We start from the raw sequence: 25,148 nt of genomic DNA, 5'->3' as shown, positions 1-25,148 counted from the left end.
ATGGACTTCGTTATCGAGGTATCAGGGACCGGCAGGTAAATCCACAACGGCACGCAGGCCAGGTTTGTTGTCTTCGAGACGGATAGCACCGCCATGTAGCCGCGCAACTGCAGATACGAGGCTCAGCCCAAGCCCCGTTCCCGGTGCTGTGCGGCTCTCCTCCAGCCTCACGAAGCGTTCGACAACGCGCTGCCGATCAACAGCTTCAATCCCTGGTCCGTCATCACTCACGCTAATTTCGACGCGATTGCCGCCACAACGGCGTACGTTAACCTCCACGTGACCAGCCAGCCGGTTGTCGCCATCAACACGGCTGCGTCGGGAGGAATACTTGATGGCATTGTCGATGAGATTAGCTATTGCCTGAGCGACTAACCGGCGGTTGGCATTGAGCTTCACGTCATGCTCAACCTTGGACGTCAGTGCCAGCCCGGCATCATCCGCCACAGGCTCATAGAGCTCCACCGCATCCCGTATCAGTGCGCCAATATCAACAGGCTCCAAAGTGGAAGATACGGCGCCGGCCTCCAACCGCGCAATCAGAAGCAATGCGTCGAAGGTTTTGATAATCTCGTCAGCCGCTTCGATAGTCTGTCCCAGACCATCCTGCAATTCCTGACTCGTCGTGGCATCTCGCAACGTCGCTTCTGCGCGGTTGCGAAGTCGGTTCAAAGGCGTCTTCAGGTCATGAGCAATGTTATCTGAGACCTCGCGGAAGCCCGTCATTAGCTGCTCAATTCGAGACAGCATCGTGTTAAAGCTCTCGGCGAGACGATCAAGTTCATCTCCCGTATGCGAGCGGGGCAATCGCTGGGCAAGGTCTCCGGCCATAATGGCACGGCTCGCCTGGCGCATCCCTTCAACACGCGACAGAACGCTCTTCCCAATCACCAGACCCAGAACCAAACCACCAACGCCAAGGCAGCCAAAGCCAATGAGCGCCAAGATACGGATGCGGGCCGCCAACGCCCGCTGATCCTCAATGTCACGCGCGACAATCAAGAGACCGCCGCCGCTCAACCTTACGGGAAGACCAGCGGCAATCCGCTCCCATCCTCCCTTTTTGCCATTCGAGGTGTAGTCGAAAACCCCACCCGTCATCCCATCGGCCAATTCGGACGGCAAACGAGAAAGATTGCCCGCGAGTTTGGAACCCGTAGCGTCCGTCAGATAGTAGAGATTGGATTGATTTAACTCAGAGCGAACATTGATCGCCCGCGTGATCGCATCCAGCCCCCCCGTCGCCTCCGTCGCACTTAAGACCTGCGCCTCAGACGAAAGTGTCCGCAAAACCTGTTCGCTCAGCACTTTGTTCGTCTGCCACACAAGACCGGCAACAACGAGTGCCGCGACGACAAGAAACGCGACCACAGCCGCCGCCGTGACACCGAAGACGGTCGTATAGAAAGCTGTTGTTGTCCGCTTATTCGCTACCGTCACGGATCACATACCCAGCGCCGCGCACCGTATGCAGCAGCGGCCGATCGAAGCTTTTATCAATCTTGGCCCGAAGCCGGGACACGTGCACATCGATCACGTTCGTCTGCGGATCGAAATGATAGTCCCAGACATTTTCAAGAAGCATAGTCCGCGTTACGACTTGCCCAGCGTGCTTCATGAGATACTCAAGTAAACGGTATTCGCGAGGTTGAAGTTGTATGGCTTCACCTCCACGGGTTACGCGATGCGATAAACGATCAAGCACCAGATCCGCGACCGCATAACGCGTGACTTGCTCTTCAGGCACGGTTCGCCGAGAGAGCGCTTCAACTCGCGCTAGCAGTTCAGCGTAGGCATAAGGCTTCGTGAGATAATCGTCTCCGCCGGCTTTCAAGCCCTTGATGCGGTCATCGACAGCGCCCAACGCGGAAAGCACGAGGACTGGAGTTTGCTTTCCTTCTTCACGCAAGGTTTTGATGATTGTTAGACCATCAAGTTTCGGCAGCATTCGATCAACAATCAGAACATCATAGCCGCCTTCACGGGCCATTTCGAGCCCGGTCTCGCCATCCTCTGCCCAGTCGGCGGAGTGCCCGCTTTCCTTCAACGCCTTTACGAGAAAGCTAGCTGCTTCGCTGTCGTCTTCAATAATGAGCACGCGCATCGTGTCTAATCCACCCTTCCGGCAGATATCCGATTAAAACCTTATCGGCCTGAATTTTATACGATTATGATACCGCCAGGGTTCTCATAAGCCCTACCAAAATGCGAACGCTCTTAAAAAAGAAGACGGGAGTGGTTCAGTGGTCCTAATGACCCGAACCACTCCCGACATTTAGTCTATGTGGCACTCACTTGGCTGCGTGAGCACAATGCGCTCAGCTCTTCTTAAGTTGAACAGCGACGAACCGTTTATCGTTGCCGGACATCACATGCAGCAACACGGCGGGACGGTTCTTTTCGCGCGCTTGTTTGAGCCCCTTAACGACGTCATCAACGCTCGACACCTTCACGCCCTGAACTTCAAGCACCCGATCCCCGGCTTTGAGACCCTTGCGAGCTGCGTCGGATGAAGGATCGACATTCGTAATCCGAACGCCTTCCTCATTATCGTCATTAGCTGCAGCAAGCGAGAAACCCAGCTGATCGAGCTCAGCCGTCTTTGGCTCGGCCGGCTGCCCCTGATTCAGAGCCGCCAGTTCGTCCTTCGAGGTCGGAAAGCGTCCGAGATCAACCTTGATGGTCTTCTCCTTACCATCACGCCAGACACCAACATCAACCTTGGTGTTCGGCGAATACGCTGCGATCTTACGAGCAAGATCCCGGCTATCCGAAATCTCAGACCCATCAACCGTCAGAATAGCGTCCTGGGTTTCAAGACCTGCATCCTGAGCAGGACCGTTCGGCGTAACCTCCGAAACCAGAGCGCCCTTCGGTTCCTTCAAACCAAGGCTGGCAGCTGTATCCTCGTCGATGTTCTGGATCTTAACACCCAACCATCCACGGCTAACCGTACCGTTGTTCTTCAGCTGCGCGATGACGTCAGTCGCCGTCGCTGCGGGAACAGCAAAGGCGATACCTACGTTGCCGCCCGAGGGGCTGTAGATCGCGGTGTTCACACCGACCACGTCACCGTTGAGGTTGAACGTCGGACCACCAGAGTTGCCACGGTTCACCGCTGCATCGATCTGCAGATAGTCATATGGACCAGAGCCAATATCGCGACCCTGCGCCGAGAGGATGCCGGCCGTCACAGTACCGCCCAAACCGAACGGATTACCAACGGCCAAGACCCAGTCACCAACGCGCGAAGGCTTATTGGCAAACTTCACGAAATGGAACTTGATGTTGTCGGGATTCTTAATTTTTAGAAGCGCTAGATCCGTGCGAGGATCCGTTCCGACAAGCTCAGCCTCGAATTTGCGATCCTGGTCGAACTGAACCTGAATCTCGCTGGCATCATCGATGACATGGTTGTTCGTGACAACATAACCGTCCTCGGAAATGACGAAGCCTGAGCCTTGCGCCAAGCTAGGACGGCGTGGCTGACCACCACCTGGTCCGCGGAACTCCTTAGGCAGATTCTTGAAGAAATCATGCAGGGGGTGATCGTCCGGGAGGTCTGGCAGGCCCGGGATTGGCTGGCCCTGTTGTTTCTCCTCATTGGACGCCATGGCTTTACCGCCATTTGTCACAGAGATACTGACGACGGCGGGCTTCACCTTATCAACGATGTCCGCAAAGGTCAGAGGCGCGCGGGGGAACGGCGCTTCAGCTGTCTGAGCTTCCGGCTTGAGCTGAGCAACCGCTTGCTGGGGTGGGCTGAAAAACACTGCCGAAACACCGGCAGCAGCAATAAGCGCCGCGGCAGCACAACCATTGCGAAGATTCTTTGACCGGAAAATACCTCCGGCGCGGGTTTTTGAAACCTCATTGGTCTCGATAGGCATTGGGGCACGTCTCCATCTAGCGAAACGACAAGCATGTTCACCAACAAGAGATAGTGCGTGCGCGCTTACAGCAGCCTTTCGAGAGAATTAAACATTCGTAATATTCAGCGGGTGTTCTCTTCGTCAAAACACCACAAGCCTGAAAACCTCACTTCTCATCGAGAATTTTGCGCAACTCAGCTTCTTCGTCAGGAGTGAGTGACTGAGCGGCCGAAATCGTTTGTGCTGCCGCATCGCGTCCACGACTGGATAAAAACACACGATAGGCTAGCCAGATCCCTGAAATCAAAGCCAGGGCCGGCGCAAGCCAAAGCAGCAGCGTATGCGTGTTGAATGGCGGCTTAAGCAGCACAAATTGGCCGTACCGCGCAACCACAAAGTCCAAAACCTCGCGGTTCGTATCTCCGGCCTTCAAACGGTCCCGAACGAGAAGCCGCAGATCCCGTGCCAACGGCGCATTGGAATCATCAATCGACTGATTCTGACAAACCAAACACCGTAGCTTGAGAGATAATTCTCGGGCGCGCGTTTCTAGAGCCGGATCCTTAAGTATTTCATCGGGCTCAACGGCCGCGCCAACACCGGCAAACATCGTGGTCGCCAATGCCAGCGAACAAATACCAACGCGCACTTTCCGTATGAAGGTTGCCATTAGAAGCATATGCCTCCGGTCATTCGGCAGGAGCCACTGCAAACCCGCGCGAGCGACGTGGTGCCCCCACACGCAGACGACGATCCGACAACGACACCGCTCCGCCCACAAACATGATCAGAGCTCCGAGCCAGATAAAGCGTACGAGAGGATTAAAATAGAGCCGGATCGAATAACCGCCATCCTCCTGCGCATCACCCAGCACTGTGTACAGGTCTCCGCGCCAGGAAGCATGGATGCCGGCCTCTGAGGTCGCTTGCGGTGGCGCGTCGTATACCCGCTTGGATGGCGACAGCGTTGTAACGAAAGCACCGTTCTGATGAACCTCGAACTTTCCAACCTGCTCGCGGTAGTTAGGTCCGCGTTGGGGCGCCACACCCCGAAATGTCAGATCATATCCTGAAATTTCCCGGCTCTCTCCTGGTTTCATCAAGATAACCTGCTCGCTTTGATAGGCGGTTGTCGCCGTTATTCCGACGACCATCAAACCGACACCAAAATGGGCCAACGCAGTGCCAAAAACAGAACGTGGAAAATTCCAGAAACGCCGCCGCGTCTCTGCAAAGGGAACCAATCCGAGCTTCGCGCGATACGCCAATTCCGAAATCGCTCCACCCATGATGTAAACGCCTATAGCGAACATGACAGGCGCTAACCACGGACCACGTCCGAACATCGCGAAGACGGCAACCATGACCACGACGGCCACAAGCGCCGCAGCCGCAAGCCGTTCCGCCGCTCCGCGGATATCGCCACGCTTCCACGCCAATAACGGACCGAAAGGCATCGCCAAGAGCAACGGCACCATCAAGGGCACAAACGTCATGTTAAAGTAGGGTGGCCCTACGGAAATTTTTTCTCCGGTAACCCCCTCTAGCGCGAGTGGATAGAGCGTACCGACCAGGACAGTAACCGTGGCCGTCGTCAACAGCACGTTGTTGAGCACGAGACTGCCTTCACGGCTGATCGGCGCAAACAGGCCGCCCTGCCGCAACTGGCCCGCACGGAACGCATAGAGCGTTAGCCCGCCGCCAATGAACAGCACCATGATCCCCAAAATCGCAACACCGCGTTCGGGATCAACAGCAAACGCGTGCACGGATGTCAGAACACCGGAGCGTACAAGGAACGTGCCCATCAGAGAGAGTGAAAACGTCAGGATCGCCAGCAGAACGGTCCAGACTTTCAGAGCCTCGCGCTTCTCCATGACAAGTGCTGAATGCAACAGCGCCGTACCGGCAAGCCAAGGCATAAACGAAGCATTCTCGACGGGATCCCAAAACCACCAACCACCCCAACCGAGCTCGTAGTAAGCCCACCAAGACCCCATCGCGATGCCGAGCGTCAAAAACATCCACGCCGCCAAGGTCCATGGTCGAACCCAGCGCGCCCAGGCCGCATCTGTCCGGCCTTCAATCAACGCTGCGATGGCGAAAGAGAACGCCATCGAAAACCCGACATAGCCCGCGTAAAGAAAAGGCGGGTGAAACGCGAGGGCTGGATCCTGCAGGATTGGGTTGAGACCACGTCCCTCGAAGGGGGCAGGGTCAAGTCGTAAGAACGGGTTCGACGTAAACAGAATAAACAGACCGAACGCCAAGGCGATCGACGACTGCACTGACAGGACGTTGGCTCGTAGTCGCGAGGGTAGATTACCCCCGAAGACAGCAACCAGAGCGCCAAACAGCGCCAGAATAAGCACCCACAAAAGCATGGAGCCTTCGTGGTTTCCCCATACACCAGAAATTCGATAGATCAGCGGCTTCGCTGAGTGCGAGTTAGCGGTCACGTTCGCGACGGAGAAATCCGATGTGACGTACGCGTAGGTGAGCGCACAAAATGAGAGAAGCAAAAGGATGAACTGCGCGAGCGCCGCGGGTTCGCCGGTCGCCATCATGCGAACATCACCCGTACGCGCCCCCCACATCGGAACGATCATCTGAAAGAGTGCAACCACGACCGCGAGCACAAGCGCGAAGTGGCCCAATTCAATGATCATCGCCTTGAGACCCTTTCCTGCCGATTACTGATTGCCCGGATGAGTCGCACCCTGCCCGAGCTTCACGCCCTTCTTCTCCAGCGCATCCGCCACTTCCGGCGGCATATAATTTTCGTCGTGCTTCGCAAGCACGGTATCGGCCACAAAGAGACCGGCATCCGTCAGCTTGCCCTCCGTCACCACGCCTTGGCCTTCCCGGAAAAGATCCGGAAGTATCCCTTCATAAGTGACATTCACAGTCTCAAGTGTATCGGTTACGGCAAACTGGACCTTGGTTCCAGCGCCCCGCTTCACCGATCCTTCCGCCACCAACCCACCAAGCCGAAAGCGTTTACCAGCTTCAACCTTGTGAGCCGCGACATCGCTCGGCGTCTGAAAAAAAACGATCGTATCACGCAGCGCAAACATAACCAGGATGGCTGCAACGGCCAGCAGAGCAACCCCGCCGCCGATAAGAACCCCTCTTTTCTGCTTACGCGTCATGATGTTCCTTAAGATCCGTCACGTTCCAAGACCGAGTTCGACAGCCAAGCCGTCGAGCGCCGCCCTATTCTCGCTGCCGTCAGGAAATGTCTTTCTCGCGCGATCAAGTGCCGCCAACGCGTCGTCCTTCCGGCCCAACACCGTATAGGCACGTACCAACCGTATCCACCCCGCAAGATCATCAGGCTTTTGCTCAAGTCGGGCCGCAAGCTGAGTGACCATTTGACTGATGAACTGACTCCGCTGCTCCGCTGTCATCGATTGCGCTGCAGCGATATCGGCCGCAGATGGACCTCGCGGAGTCTCTGAGCTTTCCGGCGAACCATTCGGCTGAACCGCAGCTGTCTTGTCTTCTGCCTTATTCTCGTTGCCTGCCTCTACCGGTTGCCCTGTGACGGTGGCTAAGCGCTGAGCAACGACTTCTTTCCATCGGGCATCTTCAGGTGCGGATGCCAGCAACGCGCGATACGCGTCCGCTGCAGCATCGCCTTTGCCATCCTGTTCCAGTGCTACAGCTAGCCAGAAACGTGCTTCAGCAAAATCGGGCTGGCTCTCCAACAGACGCTGATAAGCTTTGCGTGCAGGTTCCGTCACAATCCCGTCGTTGTCGAGAATGGTCGCTTCAGCGAAGCCTGCAAGTCGCTTTGGGCTTTCGCCCTGCAAGCGAATGGCCTGCGCGTAGGCATTGGCCGCTTCAGCAAAGCGCTGCAGTCGGAGATAAACCGGAGCAAGAACATCCCAACCCCGGCCGTCTTCGGGATGTGCGCGCAGCTCAGCCTCGACCCTGCCGATAAGATCGGCGACAGTTGCATTTTGGTTAGGAGTGGTGAGACGCGCTGCATGGGGCTTGCTGGGCAGATCGGGAGCACCGAGACTTAGATAAACACCCGCACCAGCTAAGGCGATGAGCACTGCAGAGGCCACAGACACCCATGAGCGATACCGCTCTCCGATCCCAGTCGTTGCGGTATCATCGCCCTGACCGGAACCAGCAACTGCCAACACACGGCGGCCGAGCTCCGCGCGGGCGCTTTCTGCTTCCGCCGCTTCGATAAGACCACGCGCACGCTCGGCTTCAATTTCAGCCATTTGGTCTCGATAAACGGCCAAATCCGCTTGACGCGATGCAGCCGCCTGCACACGCGCACTCAGCAGGGGCCGAGTAATAACCGCAATTACGGCTGCAGTTAATGCCGCAAACCCTATCCAGAGAACCATTTGCCATCCAAATCCGAGCCTCGGATTTGGATTAAGGTGATGAACCCAATAACACAAGGCCCGTAGGCTGAACCGGCTCTATAGGTCGCAACCCAATCACGCCACGGATCAACCCACGTTGCGCCAAGTTCCATCCGGATTACGGCAGGCCGTTCCGCTCATCGTCTGCGGCCGCCCGTCAATATAAACGGTATGCTTAAAGTCACGACAATCGTATTCACCACGCCGATAAGTACGGGTCGGTACGACCTCGCCATAGTGTCCATTATCGGGGTTCCGCCAAGGCCGGGCGACACCTGACTGGCCAGTCTCTAGAGCCGCATATTCGGCTTCCTGCGCCAACATCCGATCCTGCTCATCAAGCGACTGACCGATGGAATGACCGACGATACCGCCGACGAACGCACCCGCTACCGTCGCAAGAACACGCCCCGTGCCGTTGCCAACTTGGTTGCCAATGATGCCGCCGGCAACAGCGCCGACCACCGTACCGGTATCAGCCTTCGTCGGCCCTTCAGGACCGCAACCAGCCAGCACAAGCGCAGCTCCTGCAACAACAAGGCACTTAAAAACCGAACCGGTTGCAACACCCGTTACGGAGAACGGCAATTTGCCCATCGTACGTTTCCTGCTGGTTCAGGTGCGGATAACCGCGCCTGGACAAATACTGAGCCGCGCATTGCGTTAGGGAGCTTCATAACAATGGCAGCATTGTATTGCCGATAACACTTTGGATTCGGGCAAAAGTTCGACGCCGCTGTGGCCGAACAGCCACCGAAGCCCCATCACAAGCCCGGAACACCGAACTACACGGCCGGAAGATCCAAACGGATGAGTAATCCACCCTTCGCCGATTCATCGAGCCCGAGGCTGCCTCGGTAGGACTGAGCCAACTCGATCACAATCGACAACCCCAAACCCGACCCAGGCTTGGTTTCATCCAACCTTAGTCCGCGCTGACCAATACGAGCTCGTTGCTCACTCGTCAGCCCCGGCCCATCATCCTCCACAACAATCTTAAGCCGACGCTGCTGAGGCCGCGCAGTCCGACGTGGTACCGCCACGCTGAGGTAGACGCTCCCACGCGACCACTTAGCCGCATTGTCGAGCAGGTTGCCAAGCATCTCCTCTAAATCCTGCTTCTCTCCTTGGAACTTCGCATCCTCGGGACACGTCACGGTAATGCTGACACCCTTATCGCGGTATATCCGCTCAAGAGCGCGGGCCAACGGTTCGACGACAGGTAAAACGGGCGTTGAACGGCCGATAACGCTCACCCGGGCCGCCATCCGCGCACGATCAAGGTAATGAGTGATTTGATCACCCATGATTTTAGCCTGTTCGGCCACCTTTTCGCCGAGCGGTCCCTTGTGCTCGCGCGCTTCGTTGGTCACTACCGCCAGCGGTGTCTTCAAGGCGTGTGCGAGATTGCCAACCTGCGTACGCGCCCGTTCCACGATATCGAGATTTGACTGGATCAGCGCGTTAAGCTCTTCTTGTAGCGGTTCAATCTCTGTTGGGACCTGGCCTTCAAGGCGTGTCGCCCGGCCCGATCGTATCTCTGCCAGGGCGCGTTGCACCCGCTTCAGCGGCGCTAGGCCGAATCGGATCTGGAACAACGTAACCAGCATCAAGCCAAGCCCTACCAAGGCCAAGGCTATCGTAAGCCGGTTACGGAAATTCACGATCGACGTTTCAAACCATTCAAGCGGCCCAGCAACGATGATCGAATACTGCTGACCGTCCGGGTCATTTCGCAATGTATCGAGAATTTCGACGATCCGAACACGCTCGCCACTGGGACCCACATCATTGCGCCAACGGGTATTCGTCTCGGGGTCCACTGGATACCCAAGCGCATATGGGGACGTGAGGCGCGCGTTACCCAGGGAGACAGATGCAAGAACAGGCCCCCCCGCATCCCCGACCGGCGAAATCTGCCAGTACCAACCCGACTTGCTGACCTCAAATAGAGGTTCATACCGGTTCGTAGGTGCCACAGGCTCATTACCGGTCGCGGCCATACTATCCACATCGATCGCGATCACGAGCTTCTGTAGTTGGCCATCAAAACTGGTCTGAACATCCTCGCGATAGAGCGAGTAAATGAGCAAGCCAGCGAGAGGTAGCGCCAGCAGTGTCCACACTGCTGACGTAGCAAACATACGAAAAGCGAGAGAGTTAAGCTTCATCGCCGCCGCCGCAACTCATGCGGTAGCCCAGCCCCCTCACGGTCTCAATCACATCCGTCGGAATTTTCTTGCGAAGCCGCCCAATAAACACTTCGATCGTGTTTGAATCTCGATCAAAGTCCTGATCATACAGATGCTCAACGAGTTCCGTCCGCGAAACAACGCGTCCGTTATGGTGCATCAAATACGCAAGTAGACGATATTCGTGAGACGTCAGCTTAATCTGCGTCCCGTCACACGTAACCCGGGCCGATTTGGTATCGAGCCGGACACTCCCACATTCAATCTCGCTAGAAGCATGTCCTGATGCGCGCCGCATCTGTGCACGAGCACGCGCGAGCAACTCTTCCATGTGGAACGGCTTCGCCAGATAGTCGTCGGCACCCGCATCGATGCCCTGCACCTTGTCGCTCCAGCGGTCGCGCGCAGTAAGAATGATCACCGGCATCTTCCGGTCAGAGCGCCGCCATTGCTCAAGGATCGAGATGCCGTCCATCTTGGGCAGGCCAATATCGAGGATCACAAGATCATAGGGCTCGGTATCACCAAGAAAGTAGCCCTCCTCCCCATCACTGGCGGAGTCAACAGCGTATCCAGCACCACTTAAGGCGTCGACAAGTTGACGATTGAGATCCTGATCATCTTCAACGACAAGAACGCGCAATGGAATGTGCCCCGATTTGTTTCTCGACACCCCCTTATTAAGGAAGCGTAAGAGAAATCCTAGCCGTTGAATGGGCTTTGCGCATCCCCATTTGGCACCAGCGTGTGAAACGCCTCAAACGCCTATAGCTTCAAGCTCATAGCTTTCCGCATAAGCGGCCGTTTTGCTTGAGTACGCCCATAAATTGCCATCAAGGTTCCCACGAGAGCCGTAAGAGCCTGTCCGACTTGTAGGACCTCTTCCCCCACCTGCCGCACCAGATCAGCCGTAATATCCAGCCCCACAATCGGCGCGATGGCTGGCAAAACGCTGGCCGCCGCAGCGATCAAAGCGCCCCACACGGTCATGGACTCACCCCACCACTTTGGCGTGACGTCTGAGGATGGTTGCTGAGAACTCATACTTGCATCTCCATTTCGCTGCTCGATAGACAGGTTTGGTTTGCTTGCCGAAACTTGGCCAAGAGGCGGCAATGTTTTCGCCCCCTCCAATGTCTTTTCAACCCGCGACAGCCAGCCGCGTCCGAACCGCCAGAAATGCGGCAACGACCGATATCGGCGCCGGCGGATCTCAGCGTACGTCCGAATAAGATCTATAATCGGCATGGCGGCAATCCTCCCGCGCGTTTCTGCTCCGATCTCCCCGTCGACGGCAGCCCCACTCGCTTCCTGCAAAATACGAATTGCAGTACCCACACCGTGGTTGACCGCGGCATCGAAATGCATAAACGCGAGCGCCGGGGCCAAACTCGAGCAGCCCGCGGGACGCCAATAACGTTGCCGGTAAATTTCGGTGACTTCGGATTCGGAAATACGCCGCAAGCCGGTGATCAGATCATCTCTGCGCTCAGATGTAACTTTGAGCCCACGCCAAGCCGCGAACGTCGCCAACGTGATCCCCTTGTTCGTCGGACCACCAGGATCATGCGGATCGTCGGTATATCCGCCCTCCATCTCTAAGACATGCGCAAGCGACAACTCAAAGAAGTCGTCTGAGCGAGGACTTAAAACGCCAGTTTCGCGTTTGGGCCATCGCAGCGCCACAAGCCGCGCGCGATTAAAAGCCGTAACGTTGACTTCATTTGCTTGGTTACCGCCCAACAGCCACAGGCGCGTCTCCGTCCATCCGACAAGAAACCCGACATGGCCCAGCGCCGTATCACGACCTCGACTGAGAACAACAACAGCACCAAAACGCTCTGCCGCTAAGGGAACTCCCCACTCCACGTAAGACCGCGCCATGAGCGACCGCGTACTTGTGACACCCGAACGTTCCAAACTTGCCCCCAGGAATACAGCGCACCACGCCACCTCATCCCTGCGAACACTGTCGTGTCCAAGCTCCCGAAAGAACTCAAGAATACGATCATTGTGACGAGCTCCACTAACTTCGCGTTGGCCAAACTCCTCCCATGCCTGCGTCAGCCAGCCAGGCTGCTCGCTTGCTGCCATCACACATATCCTTGTCGTGGTTTATCCAGTCAGAGGACCGCGGTCGCTGAAGCCCCACGGCCGAAAACCGCGCTTAGCTGAGCAATGCGCACACGAACCTGCTCCTGTGCGCCGCCGAAATCTTCCATCTGGGCACTGACCGTATACGTTACCGACGAAGTGTCAGACGTCAGCGTCCGCGCCACCGAACCATCCGGCCGAAGAATATCGATCTCATAGCGTTCGAATTCTTCGGCCAACGGCACGACTGACGTCCCCCAACTGTCGCCCCCAACCCGCGTGCGACGTACCCACGTCACCTCAAGCTCACCGCCCGCACGCCTCCCCCGCAAATGAACCGGCGCATAGGGCCTGAGACCAATGCCGCGAAACGCATATTGCTGTTGATCGTAGGAAGCGTCGGCGAGATCCCGGTTCGCCGGGCCATAGCGCCAGAAATAGGGCAGCCCCAGCTCTTCTGGACTGAGATCAACGCGTGCAATCGCGCCATTGAGCATCACGAATGGTGCACCCGCTGCGATGGGCTCACCTGCTTGCATCGCGCCTTCGCTGCCTGCTTGCCCGCGCAATAAGTCCGACAGAAGATAGGTCCCCGATCCGATCAATTCGGCCATTTCAAATTGCAGGATCTCCCAATCACCGGCGCCGGTACGCACGGCCGCGGCATTGGCCCCAGCCAACAATTGAAGTCGAGAAACCGAATACAGCTCACCACCAGAAACAGACACCTGAAGCCGGTTCGCATGATCAATCCGGGCAATCGGTCCCGGCGGTAGCGATTCGATCGTCTCGCCCAAAATCGCTGGCGCAGCAGCCGTAGACCGAAGCCGATAGCCCGCCTCTTCAGGCGATCCATAAAGAGCGATTGCTCCCGGCCAAGGTGACTTCAAAGCCGCAAAATAGGCTCCGCAGGCGGCATGAGTGTCCTCATCTGAGGTGAGCAACGGAAGATCAAGAAGTTCCACTTTTGGGCGTCCGACATCGATCGGTCCGACCCCACTTGCTTCTCTATCGGGAGCTGAACCGCCCACGTAGATATCCGGATCGATGCTCCGCGCCTCGATTTCGCGGGCGCCGTGGTCTCCTATCTCCGTGATACGAAAAAGTTGTTCGTTCCCAAGGCGGGTCAGACGCACGACGTCCCCGGGCTCGAGCCCGATCTGGCTCGGCGGCAGAATGAAACTCGCACGCTCCCGCGACGCCCACGTCTCAAACAGCCAGCTCTCCGCAATACGCGTCGCTTGGTCCGCCTCAAGTACGATAGGCAAATCCGCCCGGCCTAAACGGCCACTTGCTCCGACAAGCCGCCGTGCATCCACCACCGCTTGCTGATAGTCCGACAGACTAGAGATATAGTTGAGTTTTGCCGACGCAGGCAGGTCAGTCTCTTGCCCACGCACAACCGTTGCCAGCGGCGTGTCTGGGTCGCCCTCAACAAGATCGGCCTCAACGAAATCAGCAGCAAGACCACTGGCACCGCGATGCCGGAAAGCAATCGCGCCTTGACTCTCGACAGCATCGAAGAAATACGCGAGCCCCAACGGCTGCAGCGCATCTCGCGCACTCATCGCGCGATCGACGATGTAACCCGGCACCATTCCCTGCAAGCTTTCCGCTTCGAAGCGATCGAAATCGAAGTCCCGCAAGATCGCCTCAACAAGCTCCGACAACGGTACACTCGCAAGCCGTCCGCTCAACCAATGCCCAAGACGCCAGTTCGCTCCATCTCCCCAGGCTTCGAGGTTCTGAGGAAAAGCCGGATACGGACGAGCATCCCAGCAGTAGGCGTAGATCCTCTCGCAATCGACCATCCGCCCACCATAAACCTCGGAGATGGGATTGAGCCCAGCGACGTATCCATCCGCATCTGGGTCAAAACCGCTGACGAAGGCACGGATGTAGCAACGTTGCATAAGGTCATCGCGCGCACCGTTCGAGTAGTGCGGCAACGCCGTCTCCGAACTTTTCGGATCGACAAAAACGTTAGGTTGGTTCGCGCCTTTGTCCGCTGCCGGACAACCAATCTCCATGAACCAGATAGGCTTGGACTGAGGCACCCATTCCGTTGCGGCCACGTCCTCAACACCGCCGGGCCGATTGAAATGAGCGTTGATCCACCAGCTTCGGACATCCTTGTAACGGAACACCCAGGGCTTTCCCGCTCCGTCGGTGATCGGCGTACGCGCCTGCACATCACGATCCGTCGGGCTCGCATAATACCAGTCGAACCCTTCGCCCCCGACGAGATTGCTGCGCAGATATGCGAGATCGTAAATCGAACGATGCCCCCCGACGTAGTCGAGGTGTTCTCGCCCATCGCGCCAATCCGCCAGCGGCCAATAACAGTCAATCCCAATGGCATCGATCGACTCTGACGCCCATAAGGGATCGAGATGAAAGCACACGTCTCCGGAGCCATCCTGCGGTTGATGTCCGAAGTACTCAGACCAATCCGCTGCATACGTAATCTTGCAGCCTGCACCAAGCACGGCTTTGACGTCATCCGCCAACGCACAAAGCGCAGCCACGAAGGGATAGCTCCCCTCCCCGTCTCGCACCCAGGTTAACCCGCGCAGCTCGGTTCCAATTACGAAGGTATCAACCCCACCCCCGGCCTTCGCGAGATGCGCCAGATGCAGCACCATCCGTCGATAGGACCACTCCGAGGGCCCCGAATAGGAAACGGTCCGACCAGAAATATCGAAGTCAGCCGCCTCCGCCGTTCCGACAAAGGCTGCAATCTGCGTGGCTGCCGTCGCCGTCTTATCAGGGCTCCCCGGCTGACCTGGAGCGGGATGGCATGTAATACGGCCACGCCACGGGTAAGCAGGTTGCGAAGCCCCGCCGTAGGGATTGGCCAACGCGTTCCCATCGGGCACGTCCATTAAAAGGAATGGCGTTAGCGTAACGCCGATGCCGCGCTGCTTGAGATCGCGGATGGCATCGACCACCGTTCTATCGGCTGGCGTCCCTCCATAGGCCGCCGCGCTATCATGCGTACTGATAAGATGTGCCTGAGCCCGCATCGCGCCACCGGCGCGCCACGTAAAGGGTTCGGTCGTCTTCTCCGCAATATCAACACCCGGGCGTATCGCGCAGTGACCAGCACGCAGATCCGTTCCGAACCAACTCACAATGAGCGAAACATTCTTCGCGTTCGGCAGCTCATCTTCAAGCTGATCGAGCGCCACCTGCCAGTCGCTGGCACCTTGCAGGGTGTGGACATTTTCAGCTCCGGTTCCACCGTATCCGAACGTCCGCACCACCGGCTCGGGCGCATAGACAAATTCGCCCGATCCCGGTATCAGCACAACCCCGCGGATCTCCTCGGCAAACGGTTCGACCGAGCGATAGACCTCAAACGACAGCTGTGGCAGCCGATTGCCGAACCGCGCCAAAGGCAGACGCTCAAACACAACATACGCCGTTCCCCGATAGGCCGGAGCCTGATCTCTCCCCTCCCGCGCGGAGATGAGTGAATCAACGGGCTGCGTCTCAGAACCACGATAAAACCGCGTCACATAGCGTGACAGATCAATCTCGGCACCGTCGGCCCATACGCGTCTTAAACCGCTAATCTCGCCTTCGCAGATCGCCACCGCGAAGTTGGCATAATACCGATACTCAACACGTTCGATGCCGCCTCCACCGCTGGAAACACCCTTCCCGCCACCGGACGTCTCGGTTGTCGTGCGGACCTCTTCTTCAAAATCCGTTGCCCAAATCACTTGGCCCCCGAGCCGCACACGGCCATAGATCCGTGGGATCGCCGCGCCTTCAGTGGACGATGTGACATGCAGATGTTGAAGCCGTGGACCTTCCACCGTCCGCGTTTCCCCAGAAGCTCCAAACAACGCTTGATCGACGTAGGCTCCGGCAAGCGCTCCAATCTGCGACCCGATGGTCGCGCCCGAGATCGTTACCCCGAGCACACTCATGCCGGCAGGCAGAACCGCGCTGCCGACAGCGGCGCCTGCAGCGGCCAAGGCCAGTGTTGCCATTCTCAATTGATCCCAGGAAACGAAAACACGCCAGCAATGCGTCGACGCCACCAAGAGGTCAACGCAACCTCGCTAACCGCAACGCCCTCCATGGCGTGCACAAACGCCACCGGGCTCGTCGCAAGTCCGCAGTGCTTTGCCGCAAAGCCGCAGCGGTAGCGAAACACCAGGACCTGCCCCGCCGCGATCACATCTGGTGGCAGCTCCACGAGATACGTGCGAGCCGCTCTTAGAAGCAGTTCCTCTCCCGCTCGCGAAGACCAGTCACGCGTATAGGCTATGGGCTGCTGCACCTCAGATCCGTAGAGCTCCCTCCAAACTCCGCGTATGAGCCCCAGGCAATCGGTCCCCACCCCGCAACGGCTGGCTTGGTGATGGTAAGGTGTCCCAATCCACGCACGCGCCAGACGCACCACGTCATCAGAGGAAGCCATCCACGCGCCGCACGCTTCAGTTGGCGAGACGTCCACGGTTGCCATTGAGTTCAATCCGGTCAGCTTTTGTTAGTCCGGCTCGGCGCGTACGCCGCCACGAAGTCGTTGCCGGGCATATGCGGGAAGCCACGAAAATTCGCGGCGTTGAAAAACTTCTCCCGGCACGTAACGAGTGTCTTGTCGCAGCCCGCGCGGATGAGAAACGTGTGCCCCGGTTCGAGCGGTGCCCGTGCCGCAGTCCACAACTCGATCTGAATGCCGCTTCCCGGCTTGGAGTGCGATTTTACTTCTATCGACTGACCGCTCGCAGCTCCACTCGAGAAAGTCAGAAGCCCGCGAGTAAACCAACCGTTTGCGAAAAGTTCGAGCCCGCTAACGCTGAAGCGGCGAGGGCTGATGACCGTGACGACCTCACCCGCAGAAGTGTATTCCGCTGTGTCCAGAGCAACCTTGCAGCGATGATCTCCAAGATCGGCCCCACACGTGTATTGGAAAACCCTGCCTTTGGTCTGCTGCAGGTAATGCGCAAGCCCACGAACTTCGGCCGCAAAACCTATGCCCGCGCGGCGCACCTCTCCGAGGCTTCCCGAGCGCATCAGCACACGATTTTCCGGAGCCTCCCAATCGACCCGGAAAATCTCGACCTGCGCATCATCGTAGAGGCCAGCCGCCAGATCAGTCTCCGTCAGCCGTTCTGACGTTAGCGCACCCGTCACCTCCAAGTTATCGACGCTCAGCCCGACGGAGTCCCGTATTTCACTAGCCGTGAAGCCCGTAGCCGCCTCAAATACGGTCTCGTCGAAAAGAACGTTTCGATCATGATCTGTGAAGCCTTGCGTCACACCATCATGCCGTTTCAATCGCCAACACCAACACAGCGTCGTCACACCGCTGGTAAGCTTTGCAGCCAATCCCTCGGGCAGTTGCTTCATAGGCGGATCTCAACAACGGGAATGTTAGGGAGGGCTCCGTGCGTAAATCCCTGTACGTTGACTTCAAGCTTGTCGGTATCGAAACGGACCGGGACATCAAACGCGAACCCAGCCGACACAACCGCACCTGCCTCCGGTTCATAACCAGGCAAAAACGTCACGAGCCCACGCGTCGTATCAGCCGAGAACACCTCACCCTCAGCCACCGGCGTTCCATCGATCGCAACGAGCACGCTCTCAGCCACCGGCTTCTTGATCTCCCGAACCCACGGCGCATCCGCGCCACCATAAGTCTTGGTCAGCGGAAATACGGCGCGGGCACCGTCCCCCACACCAATCACCTGGTCCTCAGCGCTCGGCACCTGTCCGGGCGTACACGACTTCCAGTCGCTATGATCTCGCCAACGAAACCCGTAAAGCCGCCCACGCCGCTCTTCGAAGAAGGTGATCACCGCGTGCAGATCATCCAAGGAACGTACGCCGTATCCCGCATTAAAACTGCGCCGCGAATCCGCCCACCGGCTGTTGCGCTCTTCGAAGCCGGAACCCAGCACCACGACATCCGTCCGGCGTTCCGGTCCACCTTGCGCTCCCCGGGAAATCCCGCTGGGAAAGCGCACCTCATGAAACGACATAGCCAGTTAGCCCGCCCACCTAGAGATTGCGCTGCCCCATAGAGATCGCGCGCGCCATTGCAGCCGCCACCTGTGTCTGCGCGCGCTGAAAACTTTCCGCGTTCGGTGTCGTGACATTGACCACAACATTGATTCCCGCGCGGTCACCCTGTGCCACAACACCGAGTCGACCGTCCCGCCCCCTGGCCAACGGCATAATGGCTTCGGCGCCGGCTTCGCCAGCCAAGCCAACGCCACCTTTCACCGGAAATGTGAAAGGGCTTTGCACGACGCCGCCCTTGGCAAAGGGAACCGGCAAAGGGGTTGGTGCACCCCGGGCAACACCAAGTCCGCCCGCAAACAATCCCGAAACAAGTGATCCAAATCCCTGTTCGAGCGGTTTGAAAGCAGCTTTGAGAACGATGCCTGAGAGATCAGCCGTCAGCCCCCGCAACACCTCCCCCAGGCTACGCCCCTTGACCGCAATCCCCTCAAAAGCCTTGACCAGAGAATTCGAAAACCGCCGCCCGAGCGTTGACGCAACGTCCAACTCCTGACGCAGCGCCCGCGTGTCCGCATCCACCACAACCGTCCACGTCTCGAGCCCTTCATCGAAGTCACCCATGGATCAGTCCTTTCGATCTGGATATGCGCGCATCAGGTGGCCCAGATCTTCTCGCGAGAGCGCCGATAATCTTGAGCCACGGCCCAGACGGCCACGCAGCGCAGCTTCGAACTCACGCGGCGTCATTGCCCAGAGCTCAGCAGGCGCCAACCCAAGCAGGCCTAAGCCCACGGCCATCACCTCGTCCCAGGGAAAGGGACACCCGCAATCCCCTCCGCCTCCCGCTGAGGCTCCGGCTCTCCACTGGAAGAAGTCCCTTCAGAACCTCCGAACGTCACTGAAAGCAGCCGAGCGACGATGTCTACGAACCCCGCCGCACCGCCCTCCGCTTGCATCGAGGCAACCACCGCATCGGAAATATCGTAACTCGCCCCTCGGAGCCCGGCCCCGATCACACGCTGGGCGTCTCTTGCCGAAATCCGCCCGCGTTCAAAACGCGATGCCAGCCCCACCATGTCATCATGCCCGAAAACCGCTTCCAATTCCGCAAGCGCGCCCAACGTCAGACACAGCGTGAAAGCCTTGCCATCCAGTTGCGCCTCGATCTCACCGCGATGCCGGTTCGCCATTCCAACTGCTCCTGTTGTCTCAAGCCGCCGCAAAATCGATTTCGCCGGCGCTTTCCAGCGACAGCTCAAAATTGACTTCCCCATCGTGGCGACCGTTGAACTCAAATGAGGTGATCTGGAACAGTCCGGTCATCGTGCCAAAATCCGGAATCACCACCTGCCAGGAGCGAATCGAGCCGTTAAAAAAATACGCCCGCACCGTCTCGTCTGAGGCTTCGTCTTTAAAAATCCCAGCGCCCGTCAGCCGGGCACTTTTAACACCCGCACCTGCAAGCAACTCACGCCAATGCCCAGCCGACTCCTGATGCGTGACGTCCACCGTCTCCGCGTTGAAAACGAGACTCCGCGTTCGCAATCCCGCAACCGTAACAAAGCTGCCCAACCCATCGCTATCGACCTTCAGCAACAGGTCTTTGCCCTTTTGAGCCGCCATTCGGATCGTCCTTTTTTAAAGTCGCACTCGGCACAACCAACTGGCCCGCAACGCACCTTCATCCCAACCGGCGTCATCACCGCGTCATGACGCAGGAATGCGTGCGGGCCAATGCTGTTTAAACCTCAGGCTCCGTGACAGCCCGGAACCGCACGATCCCTTGATAGGTCTCGCCATCCTCATCGCGTCGTACCTCCGACATCTCATGCCGGAGGTTTATGAGTCGGTGTCCGTCGAGAGTAAGAGGCCGCTCATGCAGTGCGGCTCGCACGACATCCATCACTTCAACCGTCTCTCGTCGTCCGCTATGCCGCGACCACACATGCAAAACGAATACATGTTCACGCCCCACCTCAGACCCGGTGCTCCAGTCCCGCTCAACCGTTGGGCCGAACGCGACGTAAGGAAACTCGGCTTCGCGCGGCACGTCATCGAAAACTTGGTTCGACCCGAGCCGCGCCGTAAGAGCCGCGTCACCCGACAGGGCGGCGTAAACAGCCTTTTGCAATGCCCATCCAGCACTCGCCATTAGGTCCTCACCCGCATCTCACGAAGGTTGAGGGAGAACCGACGAACACGCCGTCCACGCTTTGCAATGAGCCTGGCAATCCGCTCTTCCACCAGACGTCTGCGTGACGAGCGTGCTTTGCTGCTTAATCCACGCAGCGTCACGCCCACCTTCACAGATCCCGCTCCTCGCATAAGCACCGCAGAAACCGGCGACGTTCTTCGACATCCATGACGGCCCGTACGTCGAACAGCCGAGGCCCAAGGCGCAGCCGCATATCAGGAGCGACATCCGGGCGATAACGCATCCAGATCTCGTGGGAGACGTTCCCATTAACGGCATCGGCTTCGACGCGTTCGGTGCCTGTCAACGGCATCACGGCCGCCCAGACTTCAGCCACCATGTCCCATTCTTCTTCCGCACCGCCGCCACCATCCGTGACGCGCACAACACGTTCAATACCAACACGTTGCCGCAGGTCGCCAATGCGAACATCCCCACCTCGGATCATACGCGCACCATTCGATAGGGCTTCAACAACCGGGAAACACTAGCCGGAATAGCCACCCCATCCGATCCGATTTCGATCGGGTCGCGGTGCTCATACCAATGGGCGACGAGTAACAGCAGCGCTTGGCGGATGGGTTCAGGCACATCCTCAAGCGCACCTCCATAGCCGGCTGTCAGATCGATCTCTATCCCGTTGCCGGCGCGGGTCGGCTTAGGCCAGCCAGCAACCGTCGCGATCAAACGCGCTGGCGTTCCCGCAGTGTCGACCACGTAGCGGGCGGGATCGACCGTGGCGTGCCCTCCATCGGCATCGAACACACGCACTGCGTTCACTGACTGTAGAGGGCGAAGCGGCAACCGCACCGCTCCCGAACGCGGCCAGTGATCCAGAACCAACCGCCAATCCTGCGTTATCAACGCCACCCCAAGAGCCGCCTCGACATGCAGGCGCGACGTCAGGATTAGACTGGAGACGAGGGCATCCTCGCTATTTCCGTCAATGCGCAGATATCCCTTCGCCTCCTCAACCGAAACGGGTTCGGAAGCCGGGCCGCTTTGCAGGACGAGAGCCATTAGGTCACCTATTCTCGACAACCGCGTTTTGCCATTCCAGTTCAACGAACAGCCTGACAGCCGTCTTTAAAAAGAAAGCGGCAGGACCGCCGTATGTGGCGTGTCAGGCGGCCCTGCACTCTCCGGCAGCGGCAGAGGAGACCCGCTGGCGGAAACAAAAAAGGGCGCGACCCCAACGGCCAGCGCCCATCCCAATGAATCGTCGTGTCGCGGAATTCAGCGACTAGGCGCTGAACTGCAAAAGCTTGATCGCATCGAAATCTTGGATGCCACCGCCCACACGCTTCGTCGTATAAAACAACACGTAGGGCTTCGCGGAATAAGGGTCTCGCAGCACGCGAATACCCAGTCGGTCCACGATCAGATAGCCGCGCCTGAAATCGCCGAAGGCCACGGCAAGCGCATCCGCCGCGATATCCGGCATGTCCTCCGCCTCTGCCACGGGGAAGCCCAACAAGGAAGGAGCTTCACCAGGTCGCGCGCCCGGCTGCCACAGGTAATGACCATCGTTGTCTTTGAGCTTTCGGATCTCCGCCTGCGTTGACCGGTTCATGACGAAGTGAGCATTCGCCCGATAACCCGAACGCACCGCGTAAATGAGATCAATCAGAATGTCGCCAGGATTAGACGCAGCAAAGTCTCCGGCAACACCCGTCGTCAAAACACCGACCTTGCCCCATTCCCACGCAGCGTTGTCGACGGTCGTATAGCTGAGAAATCCTTTCGGCTTATTCACACCATCGCCGGCGACAAAGGCTTGGCCTTCCTGTTCCGCAAAGGCGATACGCACTTCTTCCGCCAGCCAGGCATCGATGTCGACGGCACTGTCATCGAGCAAGCTCGAAGTCGCCGCAGGCATTGCGTAAAGTTCCATCGTGGGAAACGACAGCTCTGCAAGCGTTGGCGTCGCCGTCTCAACGCGCGCTGCGGTCTCCCCGATCCAGCCCGTATCCGGACCCGATACAGCAAACGGTCGCTTGTAAATGGAGCCGGAAACCTGCCTCACACCGGAGATCGCCCGGATAGGAGAGATATCTTTCAGCGCGCGGTTGACCGCCGCTTCCGTTTCCTCCGGCACAAGATACCCTCCATCCGGATCAGACCCCACGGAAAGCGCCTTGCCTTCAAGCTCTCGAAGTGTGCCGCTTTCCCCCTTCCGTACGTAGGTATCGAAAGCGTTCCGATGCTCGATGGAGAGCGCCGAACGGGCAACGCCACCCGATGCACCGAGCAGAGGACGTCGCGACTTCAGCGTCAAATCATCGAGCGCACGGTTGATGCGTTCAAGCTTGTCAGTGGTGACTACATCCGCCGAAACGCGTTTCTCGATGCTCTCCAGACGCTCATCGTTGGCAGCCTTGAAAGCTTCAAACGCCTGCATAAAGTCATCAAAAGCAATGGAGATGTCATCCGTTCCCTTTCGTTCAATATCATGTGTCGTAAACATGGTTACATTCTTCCTGCTCGATCCGGTCAGTTGGTCCTCAAAAGACGCGCGGCAGCACTGATCCGTTCAGTGAGCCGCTGGCCTTCGCGACAGCCTCCGCCCGCATCCCGCAAGGATCGGAAACCTGTGAAGCCGCTACGCATGAGCGCGCGCGCTTCTGAACGCGTGAGCCCAGCATCCCGCGTGAGCCAACGTTCGAATTCTCGTTCCGTAGGATCACCCACCGGTAGCGATCCGGCTTTAACGCGTGAAACCCGCGCCTCCGGAAGCATCGGAAACGTGACCACCGATATCTCCCAAAGGTCGACCTTCTCGATACGGCGTATCCCATTGCGTGGATCACGACGTGCCTTGAGTGCACGAAACCCAATAGACAAGCCGTCCAGTGCACCCGCACGCATCAACGACGCGACCTCGCGCGCCCGCGCGACCTCGTCCGTGAGCTGCCCTTTGGCAAAAAGCCCACGGGCATCCTCGCGCAGCTCTGTCCAGATCCCGATGGGTTGATTAGCATCGTGCTGAAACAGCAGCTTGACGCCCCCCGCCCCCTTCTGACGCAAGCTCTCCGCAAAGGCGCCGACGGCAATCACATCGCGACCGAGATCCTCCCGCTCGAACAGGCTCGCATATCCGGAAAAACACCCTTGGGCATCGACGCCCTTGAAATCGAGCGACAAGAATTTCGCTTCCAAGCCAGCCTCCCGAACTTGTCCAGCTTCACTCATACGCGCCGTCACCATCAGGGGCCGTCCCGTAGCCAACCGCTGCGCGCTTTTCGTCACGCGTGAGGAAACTTGCTCCCTCCACGCGTGACCACAGAGCTTCACGCTCAATCGACAATGCTTCGATCTGATCGAGATCAGGGCGCAACTCGAGCCCGCCTCCGAAGGAAGGACCTAACCACGCCGACATGGCCTTCGCGGTCCGGTGCACCATGGGCAACACCGTCTGCCGCCAGAACGACCGGTTGGCTTCCTGATAGTTTGAGTAGGTATTGTCGCCAGGAATACCGAGCAGCATCGGCGGCACACCCAGCGCAAGGGCGATTTCACGCGCAGCCGCGTTCTTCGCCTCGATGAAATCCATCTCCTTCGGGCTAAGGCTGAGCTGTTTCCAGTCAAGTCCGCCCTCGAGTAGCAGAGGCCGCCCGGCATGGCTGGCGCCTTGAAACCCACCCTCGAACTCAGCCTTGAGACGATCATATTGTTCGCCCGTCAGATGACCGTCGCGCGCCGCGTAGATGAGCGCACCGGAAGGTCGTGCGGCATTGTCCAAGAGCGCCTTGTTCCACTTTGCCGCCTCGTTATGAATATCGATCGCGGAGGCAGCCGCCTCAATTGGGCTCATCCCATAATGATCGTTCGTCGGATGAAACAACCTGACATGCAGAATGGGACGTATGCCGCCCTCCAAATCCTGCTGAAATCGAACCGTTCGCCCGTCCGCAGTGTATTCATAGGCTTCCGGCCACCCATCACTACCGGGCACGACCTTCATGCGATCAGGCCGCAACACAAACAGCTCGCGGATCTCACGCCCGACCGCGACCGCTTCGGCATACACGTTGCCGGCCACCAACAAGTGTCCGTACCAGGACTCGAACAAATCGACACCGGTCTGCTCAAGCCCCGGTCTCGCAATCAAATCCAGCAGCGGATGTTCGCTAAGCTCGATGTCGCCTTCGTAAAGCAGCAACGGAACGGAGGCGGCAGCTTCGGCGATCATGCGGACCGATCGATAGACGATCGCGTTCTGTCCATAGCCCTCGCAAGCAAAGGTTGCATAATCTCGCGGACTCCACACGGCACGCCCCGGGCCGCCAACCGCGATCAGCGCACCAGTCGCACTAGCCTTCGCCGCGCCAGGATCTGACCGCAGACTGGGCAACAGCCATCGCGCCAGCGCCTGCATCATGCGCGCCATGCGAACCATCCCTCGGTTTGTGTTTCGAAA

25 protein-coding genes are annotated in these 25,148 nt (G+C 58.2%); all 25 read right to left on the bottom strand.

All coding sequences use genetic code 11. The features are described 5' to 3' along the window. Positions 1-21: 21 nt before the first annotated feature. The gene (locus K5845_RS15605; RefSeq protein ID WP_287959431.1) at positions 22-1,440 is read right to left on the bottom strand and encodes a HAMP domain-containing sensor histidine kinase; all 1,419 of its coding nucleotides are present in this window, start codon (positions 1,438-1,440) and stop codon (positions 22-24) included. Continuing rightward, on the bottom strand, positions 1,424-2,104 hold the full coding sequence (locus tag K5845_RS15600; RefSeq protein ID WP_046478377.1) for a response regulator transcription factor: 681 nt from the start codon (positions 2,102-2,104) through the stop codon (positions 1,424-1,426). Before K5845_RS15600 ends, K5845_RS15605 begins: the two co-directional genes overlap by 17 nt. Before the next feature lie 214 nt (positions 2,105-2,318). After that, positions 2,319-3,890 carry a Do family serine endopeptidase gene (locus K5845_RS15595; protein ID WP_287959430.1) on the bottom strand — a complete coding sequence of 524 codons (1,572 nt, stop codon included), beginning with the start codon at positions 3,888-3,890 and terminating at the stop codon, positions 2,319-2,321. Between the two features lie 148 nt (positions 3,891-4,038). Further along, on the bottom strand, positions 4,039-4,542 hold the full coding sequence (locus K5845_RS15590) for a cytochrome c-type biogenesis protein (RefSeq protein WP_287959429.1): 504 nt from the start codon (positions 4,540-4,542) through the stop codon (positions 4,039-4,041). A 19-nt stretch (positions 4,543-4,561) separates the two neighbouring features. Then, complete coding sequence (locus K5845_RS15585; protein ID WP_090229939.1) at positions 4,562-6,541, bottom strand: heme lyase CcmF/NrfE family subunit; 1,980 nt, start codon at positions 6,539-6,541, stop codon at positions 4,562-4,564. A 24-nt stretch (positions 6,542-6,565) separates the two neighbouring features. Continuing rightward, the gene (ccmE, locus tag K5845_RS15580; RefSeq protein ID WP_046478375.1) at positions 6,566-7,024 is read right to left on the bottom strand and encodes a cytochrome c maturation protein CcmE; all 459 of its coding nucleotides are present in this window, start codon (positions 7,022-7,024) and stop codon (positions 6,566-6,568) included. Between the two features lie 18 nt (positions 7,025-7,042). Further along, positions 7,043-8,242: a c-type cytochrome biogenesis protein CcmI gene (ccmI, locus tag K5845_RS15575; protein ID WP_287959428.1), complete on the bottom strand. Its 1,200-nt coding sequence runs from the start codon at positions 8,240-8,242 to the stop codon at positions 7,043-7,045. 108 nt (positions 8,243-8,350) lie between these two features. Next, entirely contained in the window at positions 8,351-8,860 is a 510-nt protein-coding gene (locus K5845_RS15570; RefSeq protein WP_287959427.1) for an RT0821/Lpp0805 family surface protein, read from the bottom strand. A gap of 188 nt (positions 8,861-9,048) precedes the next feature. Further along, the gene (locus K5845_RS15565; protein ID WP_287959426.1) at positions 9,049-10,434 is read right to left on the bottom strand and encodes a sensor histidine kinase; all 1,386 of its coding nucleotides are present in this window, start codon (positions 10,432-10,434) and stop codon (positions 9,049-9,051) included. After that, on the bottom strand, positions 10,424-11,098 hold the full coding sequence (locus K5845_RS15560; protein WP_046478372.1) for a response regulator transcription factor: 675 nt from the start codon (positions 11,096-11,098) through the stop codon (positions 10,424-10,426). The genes K5845_RS15565 and K5845_RS15560 overlap by 11 nt, the downstream gene beginning before the upstream one ends. 122 nt (positions 11,099-11,220) lie before the next feature. Beyond that, on the bottom strand, positions 11,221-12,549 hold the full coding sequence (locus K5845_RS15555; protein ID WP_287959425.1) for a TIGR02594 family protein: 1,329 nt from the start codon (positions 12,547-12,549) through the stop codon (positions 11,221-11,223). Between the two features lie 29 nt (positions 12,550-12,578). Then, complete coding sequence (locus K5845_RS15550) at positions 12,579-16,550, bottom strand: baseplate multidomain protein megatron (protein WP_287959424.1); 3,972 nt, start codon at positions 16,548-16,550, stop codon at positions 12,579-12,581. 2 nt (positions 16,551-16,552) lie between these two features. After that, positions 16,553-17,029, bottom strand: coding sequence for a C40 family peptidase (locus tag K5845_RS15545; RefSeq protein WP_244464907.1), 477 nt, complete (start codon positions 17,027-17,029; stop codon positions 16,553-16,555). 14 nt (positions 17,030-17,043) lie between these two features. Further along, on the bottom strand, positions 17,044-17,916 hold the full coding sequence (locus K5845_RS15540; protein ID WP_046478369.1) for a phage/gene transfer agent baseplate hub protein: 873 nt from the start codon (positions 17,914-17,916) through the stop codon (positions 17,044-17,046). Beyond that, positions 17,913-18,551, bottom strand: coding sequence for a DUF2460 domain-containing protein (locus tag K5845_RS15535; RefSeq protein WP_046478368.1), 639 nt, complete (start codon positions 18,549-18,551; stop codon positions 17,913-17,915). Before K5845_RS15535 ends, K5845_RS15540 begins: the two co-directional genes overlap by 4 nt. Before the next feature lie 19 nt (positions 18,552-18,570). Beyond that, positions 18,571-19,155 carry a phage tail tape measure protein gene (locus K5845_RS15530; protein WP_046478367.1) on the bottom strand — a complete coding sequence of 195 codons (585 nt, stop codon included), beginning with the start codon at positions 19,153-19,155 and terminating at the stop codon, positions 18,571-18,573. Positions 19,156-19,158: 3 nt separating this feature from the next. After that, entirely contained in the window at positions 19,159-19,332 is a 174-nt protein-coding gene (locus tag K5845_RS15525; RefSeq protein ID WP_076605319.1) for a phage tail assembly chaperone, read from the bottom strand. Continuing rightward, positions 19,332-19,724: a gene transfer agent family protein gene (locus K5845_RS15520; RefSeq protein ID WP_287959423.1), complete on the bottom strand. Its 393-nt coding sequence runs from the start codon at positions 19,722-19,724 to the stop codon at positions 19,332-19,334. The genes K5845_RS15525 and K5845_RS15520 overlap by 1 nt, the downstream gene beginning before the upstream one ends. A 19-nt stretch (positions 19,725-19,743) precedes the next feature. Beyond that, the gene (locus K5845_RS15515) at positions 19,744-20,157 is read right to left on the bottom strand and encodes a phage major tail protein, TP901-1 family (protein ID WP_090229924.1); all 414 of its coding nucleotides are present in this window, start codon (positions 20,155-20,157) and stop codon (positions 19,744-19,746) included. A 118-nt stretch (positions 20,158-20,275) separates the two neighbouring features. Then, positions 20,276-20,686 (bottom strand): DUF3168 domain-containing protein, encoded by a 411-nt coding sequence (locus K5845_RS15510; RefSeq protein ID WP_046478364.1) that lies wholly within the window; start codon positions 20,684-20,686, stop codon positions 20,276-20,278. Positions 20,687-20,837: 151 nt separating this feature from the next. After that, positions 20,838-21,176, bottom strand: a complete 339-nt coding sequence (locus K5845_RS15505) for a phage head closure protein (RefSeq protein ID WP_287959422.1) — start codon at positions 21,174-21,176, stop codon at positions 20,838-20,840. Then, a complete protein-coding gene (locus tag K5845_RS15500) occupies positions 21,173-21,748 on the bottom strand; it encodes a head-tail connector protein (protein ID WP_287959421.1) in 576 nt (191 codons plus the stop codon). Before K5845_RS15500 ends, K5845_RS15505 begins: the two co-directional genes overlap by 4 nt. Before the next feature lie 223 nt (positions 21,749-21,971). After that, entirely contained in the window at positions 21,972-23,195 is a 1,224-nt protein-coding gene (locus tag K5845_RS15495) for a phage major capsid protein (RefSeq protein ID WP_287959420.1), read from the bottom strand. A 26-nt stretch (positions 23,196-23,221) separates the two neighbouring features. Further along, positions 23,222-23,935: an HK97 family phage prohead protease gene (locus tag K5845_RS15490; protein ID WP_287959419.1), complete on the bottom strand. Its 714-nt coding sequence runs from the start codon at positions 23,933-23,935 to the stop codon at positions 23,222-23,224. Further along, positions 23,913-25,109, bottom strand: coding sequence for a phage portal protein (locus K5845_RS15485; RefSeq protein WP_287959486.1), 1,197 nt, complete (start codon positions 25,107-25,109; stop codon positions 23,913-23,915). The genes K5845_RS15490 and K5845_RS15485 overlap by 23 nt, the downstream gene beginning before the upstream one ends. Between the last annotated feature and the right edge of the window lie 39 nt (positions 25,110-25,148).

It is taken from the genome of Filomicrobium sp. (genome assembly GCF_025698805.1).
GTDB lineage: Bacteria > Pseudomonadota > Alphaproteobacteria > Rhizobiales > Hyphomicrobiaceae > Filomicrobium > Filomicrobium insigne.
This window is presented reverse-complemented; position numbering and strand designations above follow the sequence as displayed.

Bases quoted from the DNA above. Each gene is read 5' to 3' on its own strand.
- K5845_RS15600 (WP_046478377.1), bottom strand. From the start codon at position 2,104: ATGCGCGTGCTCATTATTGAAGACGACAGCGAAGCAGCTAGCTTTCTC.
- K5845_RS15595 (WP_287959430.1), bottom strand. From the start codon at position 3,890: ATGCCTATCGAGACCAATGAGGTTTCAAAAACCCGCGCCGGAGGTATT.
- K5845_RS15590 (WP_287959429.1), bottom strand. From the start codon at position 4,542: ATGGCAACCTTCATACGGAAAGTGCGCGTTGGTATTTGTTCGCTGGCA.
- K5845_RS15585 (WP_090229939.1), bottom strand. From the start codon at position 6,541: ATGATCATTGAATTGGGCCACTTCGCGCTTGTGCTCGCGGTCGTGGTT.
- ccmE (WP_046478375.1), bottom strand. From the start codon at position 7,024: ATGACGCGTAAGCAGAAAAGAGGGGTTCTTATCGGCGGCGGGGTTGCT.
- ccmI (WP_287959428.1), bottom strand. From the start codon at position 8,242: ATGGTTCTCTGGATAGGGTTTGCGGCATTAACTGCAGCCGTAATTGCG.
- K5845_RS15570 (WP_287959427.1), bottom strand. From the start codon at position 8,860: ATGGGCAAATTGCCGTTCTCCGTAACGGGTGTTGCAACCGGTTCGGTT.
- K5845_RS15565 (WP_287959426.1), bottom strand. From the start codon at position 10,434: ATGAAGCTTAACTCTCTCGCTTTTCGTATGTTTGCTACGTCAGCAGTG.
- K5845_RS15555 (WP_287959425.1), bottom strand. From the start codon at position 12,549: ATGGCAGCAAGCGAGCAGCCTGGCTGGCTGACGCAGGCATGGGAGGAG.
- K5845_RS15550 (WP_287959424.1), bottom strand. From the start codon at position 16,550: ATGGCAACACTGGCCTTGGCCGCTGCAGGCGCCGCTGTCGGCAGCGCG.
- K5845_RS15545 (WP_244464907.1), bottom strand. From the start codon at position 17,029: ATGGCAACCGTGGACGTCTCGCCAACTGAAGCGTGCGGCGCGTGGATG.
- K5845_RS15540 (WP_046478369.1), bottom strand. From the start codon at position 17,916: ATGAAGCAACTGCCCGAGGGATTGGCTGCAAAGCTTACCAGCGGTGTG.
- K5845_RS15535 (WP_046478368.1), bottom strand. From the start codon at position 18,551: ATGTCGTTTCATGAGGTGCGCTTTCCCAGCGGGATTTCCCGGGGAGCG.
- K5845_RS15530 (WP_046478367.1), bottom strand. From the start codon at position 19,155: ATGGGTGACTTCGATGAAGGGCTCGAGACGTGGACGGTTGTGGTGGAT.
- K5845_RS15525 (WP_076605319.1), bottom strand. From the start codon at position 19,332: ATGGCCGTGGGCTTAGGCCTGCTTGGGTTGGCGCCTGCTGAGCTCTGG.
- K5845_RS15520 (WP_287959423.1), bottom strand. From the start codon at position 19,724: ATGGCGAACCGGCATCGCGGTGAGATCGAGGCGCAACTGGATGGCAAG.
- K5845_RS15515 (WP_090229924.1), bottom strand. From the start codon at position 20,157: ATGGCGGCTCAAAAGGGCAAAGACCTGTTGCTGAAGGTCGATAGCGAT.
- K5845_RS15510 (WP_046478364.1), bottom strand. From the start codon at position 20,686: ATGGCGAGTGCTGGATGGGCATTGCAAAAGGCTGTTTACGCCGCCCTG.
- K5845_RS15505 (WP_287959422.1), bottom strand. From the start codon at position 21,176: ATGATCCGAGGTGGGGATGTTCGCATTGGCGACCTGCGGCAACGTGTT.
- K5845_RS15500 (WP_287959421.1), bottom strand. From the start codon at position 21,748: ATGGCTCTCGTCCTGCAAAGCGGCCCGGCTTCCGAACCCGTTTCGGTT.
- K5845_RS15495 (WP_287959420.1), bottom strand. From the start codon at position 23,195: ATGTTTACGACACATGATATTGAACGAAAGGGAACGGATGACATCTCC.
- K5845_RS15490 (WP_287959419.1), bottom strand. From the start codon at position 23,935: ATGGTGACGGCGCGTATGAGTGAAGCTGGACAAGTTCGGGAGGCTGGC.
- K5845_RS15485 (WP_287959486.1), bottom strand. From the start codon at position 25,109: ATGATGCAGGCGCTGGCGCGATGGCTGTTGCCCAGTCTGCGGTCAGAT.